The sequence below is a fragment of the Streptococcus oralis genome (assembly GCF_001578705.1).
In the GTDB taxonomy this organism is placed as follows: Bacteria; Bacillota; Bacilli; order Lactobacillales; family Streptococcaceae; genus Streptococcus; species Streptococcus oralis_J.
Genome location: NZ_KQ969039.1, coordinates 54,590 through 71,174, shown reverse-complemented (window position 1 = coordinate 71,174; position 16,585 = coordinate 54,590). Strand labels below are relative to the sequence as shown.

The 16,585-nt window shown below is 39.7% G+C and carries 21 protein-coding genes; 17 read left to right on the top strand and 4 right to left on the bottom strand.

Annotated features, from left to right (window positions below; genetic code table 11):
* Positions 1–32: 32 nt before the first annotated feature.
* The 7 genes from SORDD05_RS08440 (at position 33) to rpsD (ending at position 6,351) form a co-directional block, all read left to right on the top strand.
* The gene (locus SORDD05_RS08440) at positions 33–341 is read left to right on the top strand and encodes a hypothetical protein (protein WP_061418971.1); all 309 of its coding nucleotides are present in this window, start codon (positions 33–35) and stop codon (positions 339–341) included.
* 219 nt (positions 342–560) lie between these two features.
* Positions 561–929, top strand: a complete 369-nt coding sequence (locus tag SORDD05_RS08435; protein ID WP_061418968.1) for a plasmid mobilization protein — start codon at positions 561–563, stop codon at positions 927–929.
* Positions 920–2,596, top strand: a complete 1,677-nt coding sequence (locus tag SORDD05_RS08430; RefSeq protein WP_061418965.1) for a helical hairpin domain-containing protein — start codon at positions 920–922, stop codon at positions 2,594–2,596. Before SORDD05_RS08435 ends, SORDD05_RS08430 begins: the two co-directional genes overlap by 10 nt.
* A 90-nt stretch (positions 2,597–2,686) precedes the next feature.
* Positions 2,687–3,493 carry a ParA family protein gene (locus SORDD05_RS08425; RefSeq protein ID WP_033680408.1) on the top strand — a complete coding sequence of 269 codons (807 nt, stop codon included), beginning with the start codon at positions 2,687–2,689 and terminating at the stop codon, positions 3,491–3,493.
* A gap of 52 nt (positions 3,494–3,545) precedes the next feature.
* The gene (locus tag SORDD05_RS08420) at positions 3,546–3,773 is read left to right on the top strand and encodes a hypothetical protein (RefSeq protein WP_061418962.1); all 228 of its coding nucleotides are present in this window, start codon (positions 3,546–3,548) and stop codon (positions 3,771–3,773) included.
* A gap of 144 nt (positions 3,774–3,917) precedes the next feature.
* Entirely contained in the window at positions 3,918–5,285 is a 1,368-nt protein-coding gene (locus tag SORDD05_RS08415) for an ISLre2 family transposase (protein ID WP_061418959.1), read from the top strand.
* Positions 5,286–5,739: 454 nt separating this feature from the next.
* Positions 5,740–6,351 (top strand): 30S ribosomal protein S4, encoded by a 612-nt coding sequence (gene rpsD / locus SORDD05_RS08410; protein ID WP_000092756.1) that lies wholly within the window; start codon positions 5,740–5,742, stop codon positions 6,349–6,351.
* Positions 6,352–6,483: 132 nt separating this feature from the next.
* Here the strand turns inward: rpsD and SORDD05_RS08405 are convergent, their stop codons facing one another.
* The 3 genes from SORDD05_RS08405 to rpmF all read right to left on the bottom strand — a co-directional run bounded on the left by SORDD05_RS08405 (position 6,484) and on the right by rpmF (position 7,428).
* Positions 6,484–7,002, bottom strand: a complete 519-nt coding sequence (locus SORDD05_RS08405; protein ID WP_061418956.1) for an HXXEE domain-containing protein — start codon at positions 7,000–7,002, stop codon at positions 6,484–6,486.
* A gap of 78 nt (positions 7,003–7,080) precedes the next feature.
* Positions 7,081–7,230 (bottom strand): 50S ribosomal protein L33, encoded by a 150-nt coding sequence (gene rpmG / locus SORDD05_RS08400; RefSeq protein WP_001265622.1) that lies wholly within the window; start codon positions 7,228–7,230, stop codon positions 7,081–7,083.
* 15 nt (positions 7,231–7,245) lie between these two features.
* The gene (gene rpmF / locus SORDD05_RS08395; RefSeq protein WP_000290417.1) at positions 7,246–7,428 is read right to left on the bottom strand and encodes a 50S ribosomal protein L32; all 183 of its coding nucleotides are present in this window, start codon (positions 7,426–7,428) and stop codon (positions 7,246–7,248) included.
* A 221-nt stretch (positions 7,429–7,649) separates the two neighbouring features.
* On the opposite strand from rpmF, the gene ilvD reads away from it, so the two are divergent.
* Positions 7,650–9,353, top strand: coding sequence for a dihydroxy-acid dehydratase (gene ilvD / locus SORDD05_RS08390; RefSeq protein WP_061418953.1), 1,704 nt, complete (start codon positions 7,650–7,652; stop codon positions 9,351–9,353).
* Between the two features lie 60 nt (positions 9,354–9,413).
* Here ilvD and SORDD05_RS08385 read toward each other — a convergent pair whose 3' ends face one another.
* Positions 9,414–9,755 carry a metal-sulfur cluster assembly factor gene (locus tag SORDD05_RS08385; RefSeq protein WP_001204052.1) on the bottom strand — a complete coding sequence of 114 codons (342 nt, stop codon included), beginning with the start codon at positions 9,753–9,755 and terminating at the stop codon, positions 9,414–9,416.
* 167 nt (positions 9,756–9,922) lie between these two features.
* Between SORDD05_RS08385 and hisS the strand changes: the two genes are divergently transcribed.
* The 9 genes from hisS to SORDD05_RS08340 all read left to right on the top strand — a co-directional run bounded on the left by hisS (position 9,923) and on the right by SORDD05_RS08340 (position 16,541).
* On the top strand, positions 9,923–11,203 hold the full coding sequence (gene hisS, locus SORDD05_RS08380; RefSeq protein WP_061418950.1) for a histidine--tRNA ligase: 1,281 nt from the start codon (positions 9,923–9,925) through the stop codon (positions 11,201–11,203).
* The gene (locus tag SORDD05_RS08375; protein WP_081109479.1) at positions 11,203–11,670 is read left to right on the top strand and encodes a hypothetical protein; all 468 of its coding nucleotides are present in this window, start codon (positions 11,203–11,205) and stop codon (positions 11,668–11,670) included. Before hisS ends, SORDD05_RS08375 begins: the two co-directional genes overlap by 1 nt.
* 9 nt (positions 11,671–11,679) lie before the next feature.
* Positions 11,680–11,889 (top strand): helix-turn-helix transcriptional regulator, encoded by a 210-nt coding sequence (locus SORDD05_RS08370; protein ID WP_061418944.1) that lies wholly within the window; start codon positions 11,680–11,682, stop codon positions 11,887–11,889.
* Positions 11,886–12,074: a hypothetical protein gene (locus tag SORDD05_RS08365; RefSeq protein ID WP_061418941.1), complete on the top strand. Its 189-nt coding sequence runs from the start codon at positions 11,886–11,888 to the stop codon at positions 12,072–12,074. Before SORDD05_RS08370 ends, SORDD05_RS08365 begins: the two co-directional genes overlap by 4 nt.
* A gap of 11 nt (positions 12,075–12,085) precedes the next feature.
* On the top strand, positions 12,086–12,820 hold the full coding sequence (locus SORDD05_RS08360) for a DUF3169 family protein (RefSeq protein ID WP_061418938.1): 735 nt from the start codon (positions 12,086–12,088) through the stop codon (positions 12,818–12,820).
* 9 nt (positions 12,821–12,829) lie between these two features.
* A complete protein-coding gene (locus tag SORDD05_RS08355) occupies positions 12,830–13,471 on the top strand; it encodes a CPBP family intramembrane glutamic endopeptidase (RefSeq protein ID WP_061418935.1) in 642 nt (213 codons plus the stop codon).
* 17 nt (positions 13,472–13,488) lie between these two features.
* The gene (locus SORDD05_RS08350; RefSeq protein WP_038804236.1) at positions 13,489–13,707 is read left to right on the top strand and encodes a hypothetical protein; all 219 of its coding nucleotides are present in this window, start codon (positions 13,489–13,491) and stop codon (positions 13,705–13,707) included.
* Between the two features lie 151 nt (positions 13,708–13,858).
* Entirely contained in the window at positions 13,859–15,622 is a 1,764-nt protein-coding gene (aspS, locus tag SORDD05_RS08345) for an aspartate--tRNA ligase (RefSeq protein ID WP_061418932.1), read from the top strand.
* Positions 15,600–16,541: a YitT family protein gene (locus SORDD05_RS08340; RefSeq protein WP_061418929.1), complete on the top strand. Its 942-nt coding sequence runs from the start codon at positions 15,600–15,602 to the stop codon at positions 16,539–16,541. Before aspS ends, SORDD05_RS08340 begins: the two co-directional genes overlap by 23 nt.
* The last annotated feature ends 44 nt before the right edge of the window (positions 16,542–16,585 follow it).

The following is a 16,585-nucleotide window of genomic DNA, read 5'->3' as shown; positions in this document are numbered from 1 at the left end:
TCGGAAGAAAAACAAAAAAGGAGAAACAGAAGATGATTGAAAATCTAAGACAAGAAACTTTTGATATTTTGATGGAGATATTTTTTGAGGATGAGGCTACAGATTCGCCAAAAGTGAATGAAGTTAACCAGCATATTTCACGCAAAGAATGTCTCTACATTCTTCGTAGAGATATGCGAATTAAAACAACCTATGAACTAGAAGAAGTAGAAATGTATCCAGTTGCACTGAAAGAAATCGAGGAAATGAATGACGAAAGATTTGAGCAACTTAGAGATGAAATCTTAAAAATGAAGTTGATTGATGGGATGGATTTTCTGTTGGAAACGTTAAAAGTTTAATCAAACTTTTCTCCTCGAAATAAATAAATTCCTGCTTGCAGGGATTAGGGGATTGGGGATTTCCCCAAAAATTTAAAAAGTCAAGAATAGTCAGGTGTAGTACCCTGACTATCTTTGACCTTTTTAAAAACAGCGTTTGGGTACCCAAGTGCTATGCTTGCCAGAAGAAAAGGGGCTTAGCCCCTCAGTCAAAAAATACTAGAATAAAGGTGATGATTTTTGGAAAAAATAGAAAAACGAAAACGAATGATTCAGAAAAAAATTCGTTTGACGGAAGAAGAGGCACGGTTTATTTCAACTAAAGTTGCAGAATCTGGAATGACAAATTTTAATGCCTTTGCCCGAATTATGTTGATTATGGGCGAGGTCAAAATCTTAAATTTTGAAGAATTGAGAGAACTGCGTAAAGAAATAAATCGGATAGGGGTTAATATTAATCAGGTTGCAAAAAAGGTAAACGAAGATAATCAAGCTAGTCTCAATGAATTGAGTCAGATTCTTGAATTGCAAAAACATCTGAAAGATACCGTCAATCAATTTATCCAAAAACAGGAGAATCAAACAAAGGAACAAGAGCGATGGTTGTAACAAAAGTGTTGCAGATAAAAGGAGTGGCTTCTTTGGGTCGCTCTACAAAATATATTGAGGATGAAGCAAAGACGGTCGAGCTGACTGATACAAAAAGTTTAAATAATGCTTTACGCTATATCGAGAATCCATCTAAAACGAGTTTCTTAGGACAAGATGAACAGCTAGAATTTCCAGCAGTGGTTAAAGATGGCCGAGTAGTCAAGCAACTTGTATCTACTTATGGAATTACAGATGCTAGCACGGCGACAGAAGAATTTCTTTTGACCAAAAAGAATGCAGCTCAGCGAGCAGGAACAAAGGAATTATCGGATATTCAAAATCCGAATCGAGTTTTGGCTCATCATATCATCCAATCATTTTCGCCTGAAGATGACTTGACTCCACAAGAAATTCATGAGATTGGTCGTAAAACAATTTTAGAATTGACTGGTGGTCAACATGAATTTGTCATTGCAACACACATGGATAAGGGGCACATTCATAACCACATCATTTTCAATTCTACTAATTCTGTAACCTTAAATAAATTTCGCTGGCAGAAAGGAACGAAAAAAAGTTTAGAGAATATTTCAGATAAGTATGCGGATTTAGCTGGAGCTAAAATTCTTAAAGAGCGATTATGGACTAATCGAAAAACCTATCATGCCTATCGCAAAAAAAATTCTTTTCGCTATGAGATTAAATCTCGTTTAGATTTCCTTTTAAAACATTCAACCTCATTAGAAGATTTCAAATCGAAGGCTCAAGTATTAAATCTTGTAGTTGATACTTCAGGAAAGGAAATAAAATATCGTTTAACTGATCAGGAACAAACAAGAAATGTTAGGGATCGTACACTGTCCAAAAAAGGAAATTATTCTTTAGAGAAAATTTCTGAGAGAGTGGTTGCTAACGAGGTGACTTTTTCTGTCAATGAAATTAAATCCGAATATGAAAAAATGGTAGCAGAACGAGAAGATGATTTTGAAATGAGAATCACAGTTGAAGAATGGCAGGTGATGGAAGAAACAAAAAATGGAATCTATCTTGAAATGGAATTTGGGATTAGAAATAAGGGAACCATTCTTATTCCAGCTCATCAGATTGAAAAAGCAGAAGATGGCTCTTATGAAATTTTTATCAGAAAGAATGACTTATACTATTTTGTTAATCCTGAACACGCTGATAAGAATCGGTACATGAAGGGAGAAACAGTCGCTTCTCAGTTGTCGTATGATAACGGAGAAATGATTGTCCGGAAAAATCCGAAAATCTCCAGTTTGGATCAGCTTGTTCGTGAATATAATTATCTATCTGCTCATGGAGTGACAGAAGGACAGCAATTTGATGAATTGTTAAATCGTTTTGAAGAGGAACTGGAAGAAGTAGATAACTTGCTTGATAAACTAGATCAACGTTTGGGTGAGCTTAATAAAATTCAGTCTGCATTTCTTGCATTGGAATCAAGCGATCCTCAGGAAGTGAAACTAGCTGTTTCTATGCTGAAAGACTTGAGGGTAGATCCTAGCACTCGTAAAGCTGAGATTGATAAACTTGTTAAAGAGGCGACCTTTGAGCGCCAGGCTTTGTATCAACGAGTAGAAGCAATTACAAAAGATTATAAGTTACATCAAGACATTGAGAAAAATGTGGAGCAGCGTAAGGATAGAGAAACTTCATTGTAAAAAAATAATTATAAATATAATTATAAACATATTGACAAATATAATTATAATGGTATAATAGAAATATAGAAAAATGGATGGAGAAATAGAATGAAGATTATCACATTTGCCGCTATAAAAGGTGGTGTTGGGAAAACGACTTTAACTTTTAATTATGGGGAATGGTTGGCTAAGAAAGGTCATAAGGTTCTCTTTATAGACTTAGACCATCAGTGTAATTTGACTCAGTGTTATAATATTTATGAGAGCAAGAATACAATTGCTAATGCTTTTAAAGGTGGCGATGTGGATATTAAGCAAGTCAAGGAAAATATCAGTCTAATTCCAGGTTCAGTTCAGCTTGATACGGTGGAACGAGATCTGGAGAACAGCGATAAGAAAAATATGTTACTTTATCTTTGGCTAGAGGATAACTACGAAAAAAAGAAGTTGGATCAGTTTGACTATATCTTGATTGATTGTAGGCCAGACTTTGCGACAGCTACTAAAAATGCTGTTGCGGTCAGTCACGCTATTATTAGTCCCTTGACTCCTTCGGAGTTTGGTTATAATGCTAAATTCAATTTATCAACTCGGTTAGAAGCATTCAGAAAGGATGTGATCGACTATCGTACCAGAGAATCATACATTACTGCTGAGTTATATTTCTTAGCAAATATGATCCGACCAAACTATGGTTCATCAAGAGAATTACTGGAAGCCTTGGGACTTGAAGCAAAAGAAAAGGGAACAGATAACCTTCTAGGGATTGTACCAGCAAAAGAGTTGTTCAATCATTCCACGATTGATAAAATCTCTATTGCAGATATGGAGGAAAATCCAGAGCTTTATCAAAAACACAAAAAGTTTTTCACTGAGCTGGAGCAGACTTTTTCAAAAATTTATGATACAATATAATTATATTTATAAACACAAATACAATTATAAATATAATTAGAAGGAGATTGTTATGGCATTCACACCAAAAGAAAAAGAGATTTCACAGATTATCGAAGCAACTCATCAACCTGAGCAGATTTCAGATGTAGCCAACTTTGAAAGCTTTGAACGCAAAAAGCAATTCCAGTTTACTTTGAAACCAAGCAATCGCCAAAAATTAGATAAAATTGCTAAAGCAGCCGGCGCAAAATCTGCATCAGATTACCTTGATAAACTTATCGAAAGTTTATCGATATAATTATAAATATAATTATAATTATGATCAAAAAACCTTCCCAATAATAAGGGAAGGCTTTTATCTTTGCTGACAAAAAACATTTGAACTCTTGAACTAAAATCTTTATACTTTTTTATTATGATTTTAGTTGGGAGTGTTTTTAATTTGGATACAAAAATTATTGATGAAAGAGAATTTGTAGAGAAATTTAAAGAGAAAAATCTACAAGGATTTCATAAATTTGTAAGTGACTATGACAACTATATTGCTCCCACAATGAGAGCTAGAGGCTACAAATTTGTAAACTATGCTGAGAGAACCGTTACTTTTACGTTTGGCCAGGTAACTTTTTCAAGAAGGCGCTGGTATAAGAATGGGAAATGTAGGATTCCAGTAGATGAGAAGTTAGGTTTGGAGAAACGTATTGCCTATTCCAAAGAACTGCTGTATCAAATCACTAAACTAGCTACAATGTTACCGTATCGGAAAGTAGTGGAAGTTATTGAACTGATGTACCAGGTTTATATTACTAAAGACACGGTGTTAAAAGCGATTAAACTAGCAAGTCAATTGTTAAATGAAAAAGAAAATTATCGTTTCTATAGCGATGAAGTACCTGTCAAAAAAATTGAGGCTCCTGTTATTTATCTTGAAGGGGACGGTGTCTGGATAAAGGTCAGTGGACGTGAAAAAGAACAACAGAATAAAGAATTATCTCATTTTGTCATCCATACTGGAACGGAGGAGTACGGAAAGAGGAAAATTTTAAAAAATAAGGTGGAAATTGTGTCATCCAATAATCGAATAGCAAGGAAAAAAGTAGTAGATTATATTTATAATCACTTTAAAATTACATCAGATACTCTACTTGTGACAAATTCAGATATGGGTCATGGATATACTCCACATTTATTTAAAGAGATATCAAATGATCTAGGAATTAAGCATCATCAACATTTTTGGGATAGATACCATCTAAACAAAGAAATAAAAAAGTTGGTCAAGCCGTATTCAGAAGAGCTACTAGATCAATTTATGAAAGCTATAGATAGCCATTGCAAGCAGAAATTGAAAACAGCTATTGATACTCTAGAATCATTAGTCCTGCTTAATCGGAACGAAAAAAAGATTGATACCTTTACGGTTTTTAAGAATAGAATTCTTGGAAATTTTAAATATACGCAGCCACCTGAACAGAGGAATCTAGATACAGCAAGTTTAGGAATCATGGAAAGTCAGCATCGCAAAATAAGTTATCGGATGAAAAATAGAGGGATGTATTGGTCATTAAACCATGCCGATGCGATGTCCCATCTTATTTTGCTGTCTTACAATCAAGAACTCCGAGATTTATTTTTTGGTAATTGGAGAAATGAATATGAAAAATACCACTCAGGAGGAATGAGCAGTGCAAAAGTACGAAAAAAGATTAATCAAGCTCCAAGGAGTTTAGGAACGATTGTAAATGCTTCTTGGAAGGGGCGAAAGCAGAGAGATAAACAACGTTTTGTAGGGAAAAAAATAAATAGATAGTATGCTTCAAAACGGTTTAAACTCTTGACTTACAGGAAGAAATAGTGTATAATATTCTTATAATTAAAAAGAGGCACGCAGCAACGTACCTCTCATAAAGATAAACAATTGGTGCTTGTTTATCAGTAAGATTAATACTATCAGAAATTTTAGTAGATGTCAAGGCTGAGCAAGTAAAATTGTTTAGCCTTGTTTTGATATTTCCGTTTTTGATGTATTTTTTTACTACCTCAAAAGAATAGACACAAACAAAACCGTAAAATCTCTTTACAAATCTAGCTTTTCATGGTACAATAGCCTTTGTGTGAAATAGCAGCAGGAAAGCATGAAGCTCGTCAACAGGTGTCTTATGACAAGTAACCTTGGCTGTTTAGGCGAAGGGCATCTGCACGAATCAGGGCTTTCTAAGTGACTATTTCCACCGAAATATTATTTATATCAGGAGGACATACACATGTCACGTTATACAGGACCATCTTGGAAACAAGCTCGTCGCCTTGGCCTTTCACTTACAGGTACAGGTAAAGAATTGGCACGTCGTAACTACGTACCAGGACAACACGGACCAAACAACCGTTCTAAATTATCAGAATACGGTTTGCAATTGGCTGAAAAACAAAAACTTCGTTTCACTTACGGTGTAGGTGAAAAACAATTCCGTAACTTGTTCGTACAAGCTACAAAAATCAAAGGCGGAATCCTAGGTTTCAACTTTATGCTTCTTTTGGAACGTCGTTTGGATAACGTTGTTTACCGTCTTGGTCTTGCGACTACTCGTCGTCAAGCTCGTCAATTCGTAAACCACGGTCACATCCTTGTTGACGGAAAACGCGTTGATATCCCATCATATCGCGTAACTCCAGGTCAAGTGATCTCAGTTCGTGAAAAATCATTGAAAGTTCCAGCAATCCTTGAAGCAGTAGAAGCTACTCTTGGACGTCCAGCATTCGTATCATTCGACGCTGAAAAATTGGAAGGTTCATTGACTCGCTTGCCAGAACGCGACGAAATCAACCCAGAAATCAACGAAGCACTTGTCGTTGAATTCTACAACAAAATGCTTTAATTTTAAGAAATATCTTACAGAAAGCCTACAACAGTGGGCTTTTTGCTTTGTCTTTAAAAACTATAGAACACTTCTTAACTGTGAAGGAGGATAAAAAAGTTCCCTGCAAATTGAAATTGCAAGGAACTTTTGTTAATGGTAATGGATGAGCCAGACGGAATATTTTTTCCCGAGCCAGAGAGCAAAGAGGAGATTGATGACGACGATGCCTGAGCCAACTAGTGAAAATAGGAAAAATTCGCTAGTCGAAACCTGCCACAAATGCACGATGTCTGTAATCAAATAAGCACTGACAGGAAAACAGAGGATAGAAGTAATCAGAGCAGGGCTATACTTGTGAAGAAGGATTGATTGTCCGATATGGAGCAAGAGATGAAGTGCAAAGGCTACAAATCCTCCTAACCAAACTAATTTGAGAACTCTAGATTGAGTAAAATACGCTAATAAAGTGATGGATAAGACAAGGAAAAATTCTTCAAAAGCGGCAAGGGCAAATCCCTCTGTTGTCATTTCTTTGTGGATCTTGAGAATAGTTGGAGCCTTTTGGGTCAGTAAGGTTTCGTTGAGATGAATCCAAGGGACAAGACCGATAATTTCTTCCATATCGTGAAAGACAAAAAGTAGAGGAAACATCCAAAGATAAAATGCCATAAATCTCTCCTCAAAAGCTATAGACTGCCAGCCAATAAAGCAAAAAACGCCCAGTAAGGCGTTTTGAGTTAGGTATGCTTACTTAACTTCTGTAAACACAACGTGTTTGCGAAGTTTTGGTGAGTATTTCTTCAATTGAAGACGGTCTGGAGTGTTACGTTTGTTTTTAGAAGTAAGGTACAAGCGTTCACCAGATTCTTTGTGTTCAAGTGTAATATTTACGCGCATGGTATCTCCCTTCTATTATTCAGCTGATGCAGCTTTAGCGATTTTACGTCCTTTGTAGTATCCTTTAAGTGATACACGGTGAGAACGTGAGTAATCTCCAGTAGTTTCGTCAAAGTTTACAGATGGAGCTGTTACTTTGTAGTGTGTACGACGTTTGTTTTTCTTCGCTTTTGAAGTGCGACGTGCAGGTACTGCCATTTTGATTTCTCCTTTAGGTATTTAAATTCGATTCAATCTACTGATTTTCATCAACCATACTAGGATAACACATTTTTTTTGTAAAGTAAAGTTACTTGACAAAAAAAGATGAAAAAATTAGAAGGCTATTAATCGAAATTTTCTGAAAATTCAAGAATTTTATTCTGTTCTTCATGCGGAAATTGTGCTATAATAGTAAAAACTGAAACGGGAGGGATAAGATGACTGAATTAGATAAACGTCACCGCAGTAGCATTTATGACAGTATGGTAAAATCACCAAACCGTGCTATGCTTCGTGCGACTGGTATGACAGATAAGGACTTTGAGACACCGATTGTAGGAGTGATTTCAACTTGGGCGGAAAATACCCCATGTAACATTCATTTGCATGATTTTGGGAAATTGGCCAAAGAAGGTGTCAAATCGGCAGGTGCTTGGCCTGTTCAGTTTGGAACCATCACGGTAGCGGACGGGATTGCTATGGGAACGCCTGGTATGCGTTTCTCCCTAACATCTCGTGATATCATCGCGGACTCAATCGAGGCAGCTATGGGTGGTCACAATGTTGATGCCTTCGTCGCTATCGGTGGCTGTGACAAGAACATGCCTGGTTCCATGATTGCCATTGCCAACATGAATATCCCAGCTATTTTCGCCTATGGTGGGACTATTGCACCGGGTAATCTTGATGGCAAAGACATTGACTTGGTTTCTGTCTTTGAGGGTATCGGAAAATGGAACCACGGTGACATGACAGCTGAGGACGTGAAGCGTCTCGAATGTAATGCTTGCCCTGGCCCTGGTGGCTGTGGTGGTATGTATACAGCTAATACCATGGCGACTGCTATCGAAGTTCTCGGTATGAGTTTGCCAGGATCTTCATCTCACCCAGCTGAATCAGCTGACAAGAAAGAAGATATCGAAGCAGCAGGACGTGCTGTTGTTAAGATGCTGGAACTTGGTCTCAAACCATCAGATATCTTGACTCGTGAAGCTTTTGAAGATGCCATCACTGTAACCATGGCTCTCGGTGGGTCAACCAATGCCACTCTTCACTTGCTTGCCATTGCCCATGCGGCTAATGTTGACTTGTCACTTGAGGACTTCAATACGATCCAAGAGCGTGTGCCTCACTTGGCTGATTTGAAACCATCTGGTCAGTATGTCTTCCAAGACCTCTACGAAGTCGGTGGTGTCCCTGCGGTTATGAAATATCTCTTAGCGAATGGCTTCCTTCACGGAGACCGTATCACATGTACTGGTAAGACCGTTGCTGAAAACTTGGCTGATTTTGCAGACCTCACACCAGGTCAAAAAGTTATCATGCCACTGGAAAATCCAAAACGTGCAGATGGTCCATTGATTATCTTGAACGGGAATCTTGCCCCTGATGGAGCAGTTGCCAAGGTATCAGGTGTTAAAGTTCGTCGTCACGTTGGACCGGCTAAGGTCTTTGACTCAGAAGAAGATGCTATCAAGGCTGTCTTGACAGATGAAATCGTTGATGGCGATGTTGTCGTTGTTCGTTTCGTGGGACCTAAGGGAGGTCCTGGTATGCCTGAGATGCTCTCACTTTCATCCATGATCGTTGGTAAAGGTCAAGGAGACAAGGTTGCCCTCTTGACAGACGGACGCTTCTCTGGTGGTACTTATGGTCTGGTTGTTGGACATATCGCCCCTGAAGCTCAGGATGGTGGACCGATTGCCTACCTCCGTACAGGCGATATCGTTACAGTTGATCAAGATACTAAAGAAATTTCCATGGCCGTATCGGAAGAAGAACTTGAAAAACGCAAGGCAGAAACAACCTTGCCACCACTCTACAGCCGTGGTGTCCTCGGTAAATATGCCCATATCGTATCATCTGCTTCACGCGGAGCTGTGACAGACTTCTGGAATATGGACAAGTCAGGTAAAAAATAAACTCAAAAAGCAAGCCATCTTCGGCTTGCTTCTTTTTATCTTCAAAAGTGATTTGCCTGCTTAACGAGGTGGCAGTCCAAGGGCAATACGGCCGTAGCGACTGATTCGTGTGATTTTCCAAGCAGGCGACCAGGTAACTTCAACCTTGACATCTTCGATACCCTCGATTTGTTTCAGTCCTGCGACGATTTCGATAGGCAAGCTTTCGGCGCAATCACAGGCAGTATCGGTGAAGGTCATGACAATCTTGCAGAGACCTGTTTCATCCAGATTAATTTCATAAATCAAGCCCAGATTGTACACATCCAATTCCACATCTGTATCAAAAACCTTCTCTAGTTTTTCGATAATTTGGTCTTGTAAGGCCAAAGCGCGGTCATTGATTTTGATATCGTCTCTCATAACAGTCCCTCCACCTGATAAATATCCTCTATTTTCTCATAATTCTGACAATTTGGCAAGTTTTTGATGAATTTTCTGAAAAGACTCTCTTGAGAATTCCTACTCTCACTGTTTTAATCCCTCTATTTATGGTAAAATAAGACTATTAAGTTTAAAGAGGATTCCCTATGAAATTACAAAAACCAAAAGGAACGCAGGATATTTTACCCGCTGAGTCTGCCAAGTGGCAGTACGTTGAAGGATTTGCGCGTGAGATTTTCAAGCGCTATAACTATGCAGAAGTGCGCACGCCTATTTTTGAGCATTACGAGGTCATCAGCCGTTCTGTCGGAGACACGACTGATATCGTAACCAAGGAAATGTATGATTTCTATGACAAGGGTGACCGTCACATCACTCTCCGTCCAGAAGGAACAGCACCCGTTGTCCGTTCCTATGTGGAAAATAAACTCTTCGCCCCAGAAGTGCAAAAGCCAAGTAAGTTCTACTACATGGGTCCAATGTTTCGTTATGAGCGTCCGCAAGCAGGGCGTTTGCGCCAGTTCCACCAGATTGGTGTTGAGTGCTTTGGTTCTAGCAATCCAGCTACCGATGTAGAAACTATCGCGATGGCAGCCCATTTCTTGAAAGAAATCGGTATCCAAGGTGTGAAATTGCACCTCAACACTCTTGGCAATCCTGAGAGCCGTGTAGCCTATCGCCAAGCCTTGATCGACTATTTGACACCGCTCAAGGAAACCTTGTCTAAGGATAGCCAACGTCGCTTGGAGGAAAATCCTCTCCGTGTCTTGGACTCTAAGGAAAAAGAAGACAAGGTGGCAGTAGAGAATGCACCGTCTATCTTGGACTTCCTTGATGAAGAAAGCCAAGCTCACTTTGATGCTGTTCGGCAGATGCTTGAAACTCTCGGAGTAGACTACATCATCGATACCAATATGGTGCGTGGTTTGGACTATTACAACCACACGATTTTTGAATTTATCACAGAAATTGAGGGCAATGACTTGACGGTCTGTGCGGGTGGTCGCTACGATGGCTTGGTTGTTTACTTTGGAGGCCCAGAAACTGCTGGATTTGGTTTTGGACTTGGTGTAGAACGCCTGCTTCTCATCCTTGAAAAGCAAGGGGTGACCCTCCCTATCGAAAACGCTCTAGATGTCTATATCGCAGTCTTGGGTGAAGGAGCCAATATCAAAGCTTTAGAGTTGGTACAAGCCCTTCGCCAACAAGGTTTCAAAGCAGAGCGTGATTACCTCAACCGTAAACTCAAAGCTCAGTTCAAGTCAGCCGATGTCTTTGCGGCTAAGACCCTTATCACCCTAGGAGAGAGTGAAGTCGAAAGCGGACAAGTGACAGTCAAGAACAACCAAACTCGAGAAGAGGTGGAAGTTACGCTTGATACAATCAGCCAAAACTTCTCAGAAGTCTTTGAAAAACTAGGGTTTTAATAACAGATAAACCGGTCAGGAACCTACTCCTGACCTTTTTCTTTTGCAAAATGACAAAAATCATAAGCTTTTTGACAAATATAATTGTCAAAAAGAAAAAGATGTGTTACAATGTAAGTAAGTTAAGAAATAAAGAAATAGGAGGGAATCACATGTGGGTATGGATTTTTTTACCTTTTCTCGTCTTGATTTATAGTAGTCAATCTAAAAAAATCAAGCGGTTAGAGAAGAGGTTAAAGGTAATCGAAAGAAAAGAGAAAGGAGATATAGATATGTCGAGATTATTGCAAGAAATGATTGGAAAGAAACCAATTATAACGGGAGTGTATATTGGACCAGATAACTGGGAAGTTGTGGATGTTGACGAGGAATGGGTCAAACTACGTAGCGTTGATAAAAAGGGGAAAGAAAAATTCAAGTTGCAACGCATTGAGGATATCCAAGCCGTTGAATTTGACGGAGAGTAGGTGTGTAGCATGCAACTAAAAAACCGTCTAAAAGAGCTTCGGGCTCGCGATGGTTTGAATCAAACGGAACTGGCCAAGCTAGCTGGCGTGTCCAGACAAACCATCAGTTTGCTAGAACGGGATGAGTACACCCCGTCAGTAGTAATAGCTCTGAAGATTTCACAGATATTCAATGAACCAGTCGAGTCGGTATTTCGTATAGAGGAGGATGAGGAATGAACAAGTATAAAGTGATCTATTATGTAGTTGCCATAGCTCTAGTAGTCAGCGTGTTTCTATTGATTGGAATAGACTTAGGCTGGTTTAATCCCTATCAAAGTGACCAATTTATTTGGGCCTATTTTGCCCTCATACCAGTAATTGAATGGATTGAAAAGAAATCAAAAAATCTAGCAAGTGAATAAGGGGAATGAATATGAAAAAGAAACGTGGATTGTTATTTTTAATGTCTGTTGTCTTGGGAGCTTTCTTGGGCGTGTTTGTAGGGATGTTTAAGGCACGTGCCGAATCCCATGAAATTATTTTAGATGTAAAAGTCTTGGTGCCATGGATATCAGCTATTTGTTTACTGATAGGTTTCATTAGCATTCTTTTGACTTTCAATTTCTTAAAGAAAAGCAGAAAATTTCACTCCTTGTATCAAGAGGAAATGGATGATGATCTGAATAAAACCTATTATGTGCAAATGTATCGGAATCTCGAGTTTGGAACCATTGCTTTTAATATTGCAAACGTAGCAATTTTATTGGCTCTCTTCATTGCAGGAAGTGAAGTGATTATACTAAATGGAAGCTTTCTAACCTTATCTCTTTCTTTTTTGCTATTAGTGTTGGTTTTCAATGTTCAAAAATATCTTTATAAGACCATTGCGATTGTTCGTCAGTTTGATTTGGCATTTTTCTCTACACCAAAGGACGCCTTAGACTATTTCAATTCTTACGATGAAGGGGAGCGCAAGGCTAATTTGGAACAGAGTTTTCGGATTTTATTCCAATTAAATAACTATGTCTTGCCAGGTCTCTACTTTCTGATTGATCTCTTTTCTTTATTGACAGGAGAGATTCAGCTACTAGCCTTCTTTCTTGTCGGAGCTATCCATGTTTATATCAATGTGATGCAGTTACCTATGGTGAAACGTTATTTCAAATAGGAGATCTTTATGAAAATACTTAAAAATCTTGGCTGGTTTCTTCTAGCTGTTCTATCCTTTTTCTTTGGTTATGGTCTAGTTCAGAGTATGGCACTGTCAGCTCTTGGACTAGGGGCTTCGATCTATGGAGTCTTGCCACTTTATATCGCCCTGTCAGGAGCCTATGTTTATGGAGTTTACAAGTGGTATCAGACAGAAAAGGTTAGCATCCAGACGACTGCTTTTAATCGTTATATCTGGTTGCCTACTCTGGTTTTGCTAGTGGCGATTACAGCCCAGTTCTTTTTGCCAGATGATCCGTCGGCTAATCAACAGACTGTATCACAATTGACATTGGCTCAGCCTGTCTTTGGTTTCTTTATGGTGGTGGTCTTTGCTCCTCTGACAGAAGAACTCATTTTTAGAGGGATGTTAGCGCGCTATCTCTTTCCTAAACAGAACAACAGCAAACAGACAGCTCTGTTTCTCCTCGTATCAAGTGTGCTTTTTGCCTTGATTCATTTTCCAGGAACTTTGCAACAGTTTTTAGTTTATGCCAGTCTGGGATTGAGTTTGGGACTGGCTTATGTGAACCGAAAAGGTCTTCTTTATAGCATTTCTTTACACGCTTTGAATAATTTAATCGGCTTTTTGATGATACTCATGCTATAATAGAGTCAGGAGGTCACATGAAACGAGTAATTTTATTAGCAGTGATACAGGCGGTCGTTCTCTTCTTTATCATCGGGGCACTTGCCTATGCCTTTAAAGGCGACTTCTTTTACAACTATCTAGCAGTTGTCTTTGCGCCTATTGCAGGAATCTTACGTTTTGCGACAGCTTATGCGACGGAGATTGTTCTACCTAAAAAGGCAGCTGAGATTGCTGAAAAGCGTAAAAAAGGTTAAGAATCATAATCAGAGAATCCGATGACGTTTTCATCGGATTTTTTGTCTGTTCGTTTTGATTTCTAAGGACAATCAAACTTTTCTGCTGATTTTCATGAAGAGCCTGCGCTTTTATGGTAAAATAGTAACAGAATAAAAGAGGAGAGAAAACATGAAACGTAGTATGTATGCTGGTCGTGTTCGTGAGGAACACATCGGACAAGAAATGACCTTGAAAGGATGGGTTGGCCGTCGTCGTGACCTTGGTGGTTTGATCTTCATCGACCTTCGTGACCGTGAAGGGATCATGCAGTTGGTTATCAACCCTGAAAAAGTATCTGCAGAAGTCATGGTAACAGCTGAAAGCCTTCGTAGCGAATTTGTCATCGAGGTGACTGGACAAGTCGTTGCGCGTGAACAAGCCAATGATAAGTTGCCGACTGGTGCGGTTGAGTTGAACGTGACAGCTTTGACGGTGCTTAATACAGCTAAAACAACACCTTTTGAGATTAAAGATGGGATTGAGGCCAATGACGATACACGTTTGCGTTACCGTTACCTTGACCTTCGTCGTCCAGAAATGCTAGAAAACCTTAAGCTTCGTGCTAAGGTGACCCACTCTATCCGCAACTACTTGGATGAGTTGGAATTTATCGATGTGGAGACGCCATTCCTTTCTAAGTCAACGCCAGAAGGGGCGCGTGACTATTTGGTACCATCTCGTGTCAATAAAGGGCATTTCTACGCGCTTCCTCAAAGTCCACAAATCACGAAACAGCTCTTGATGAATGCTGGATTTGACCGCTATTACCAAATCGTTAAATGCTTCCGTGACGAGGACTTGCGTGGGGATCGTCAGCCTGAGTTCACCCAGGTCGACTTGGAAACGTCTTTCCTTACGGAGCAAGAGATCCAAGATATCACAGAAGGATTGATTGCGCGCGTGATGAAAGAAACCAAAGGCATCGAAGTAACGCTTCCATTTCCTCGTATGAAGTACGATGATGCGATGGCTCTTTATGGTTCTGACAAACCTGATACCCGTTTTGACATGTTGCTTCAGGACTTGACAGAAGTTGTCAAGGGTGTTGATTTCAAAGTCTTCTCAGAAGCAGCTGCCGTTAAAGCCATTGTGGTCAAAGGCGCTGCGGATAACTACTCACGTAAAGACATCGACAAGATGACCGAAGTAGCCAAGCAGTACGGGGCCAAAGGTCTTACTTGGGTCAAGGTTGTGGATGGAGAATTAAACGGACCAGTTGCCAAGTTCTTGACTGGTATCCAAGCAGAATTGACAGCAGCGCTTGCTCTTGAAGACAAGGACTTGGTTCTCTTTGTGGCAGATACGCTTGAAGTGGCTAATGCAACCCTTGGTGCTCTTCGTGGACGTATTGCTAAAGAGCTTGGCTTGATTGATAACGATAAATTCAACTTCCTTTGGGTAGTTGACTGGCCAATGTTTGAATGGTCTGAAGAAGAAGGCCGCTACATGAGCGCCCACCATCCATTTACCCTTCCACAGGAAGAAACAGCTCACGAATTAGAAGGTGATTTGGCTAAAGTTCGTGCCATTGCTTACGATATCGTCTTGAACGGTTATGAGCTTGGTGGTGGTAGCCTTCGTATCAACCAAAAAGACCTTCAAGAACGCATGTTCAAGGCGCTTGGTTTCTCAGCTGAGGAAGCTAATGATCAGTTTGGATTCCTTCTGGAAGCCATGGACTATGGATTCCCACCACACGGAGGTTTGGCTATCGGACTTGACCGCTTTGTCATGCTCTTAGCAGGAGAAGAAAACATCCGTGAAGTCATTGCTTTTCCTAAGAACAACAAGGCGACGGATCCAATGACACAAGCCCCATCAACAGTCGCTCTCAAACAACTAGAAGAACTCAGTCTACAAGTAGAACAAGATGAAACAAGCGAAACGAACTAAGCGGTGGCGCTATTATCTGCGCCGCTTTGCTTATCAGATAAAAATCTTACGAGTTTTACAAAGTATCTCTCGGGAAAAATATGATGAGAAAATCTCGGCTTCTCTGGTTTATGGCTTTTTGTCAGCAGTAGCGGTCAATTTCTTTTTTCAACCAGGACACGTTTATTCGAGTGGTGCGACGGGTCTGGCACAGATTATCTCTGCCTTGAGTCATCACTGGTTTGGTTTTTACATTCCGATATCGCTGACCTTTTATGCCATCAATTTTCCGTTGATGATTTTGGCTTGGTATCAGATTGGACATAAGTTTACGGTCTTTACCTTTATCACGGTATCCATGAGTTCCCTCTTTATCCAGTTTGTGCCCGTTGTGACGCTGACAGAGGATCCCATTATCAATGCTCTCTTTGGGGGTGTTGTCATGGGCTTGGGGATTGGTTTTGCGCTCCGTAACAATATTTCTAGCGGAGGTACAGATATCGTCAGTCTGACCATTCGCAAGAAAACGGGGAAGAATGTCGGTAGTATTTCTTTCCTGGTAAATGGAACCATCATGCTGATAGCAGGTTTGACCTTTGGTTGGAAATACGCCCTCTACTCCATGATTACTATTTTTGTATCCAGTCGTGTGACAGATGCGGTCTTTACCAAGCAAAAACGCATGCAGGCTATGATTGTGACCAATCATCCAGACAAGGTAATTGAAAAAATCCATAAAAAATTGCACCGCGGAGCAACCATGATCCACGATGCAGAAGGAACCTATAATCATGAGAGAAAAGCAGTCTTGATTACTGTTATCACACGAGCAGAGTTTAATGATTTTAAACACATCATGAAACAGGTTGATCCGACAGCCTTTGTCTCTGTATCTGAAAATGTCCACATCCTAGGACGATTCGTAGAAACGGACAATTAGACATGCAAAAACCAGCTCTGTGTACTGACCCCAAAAAGTTAGAT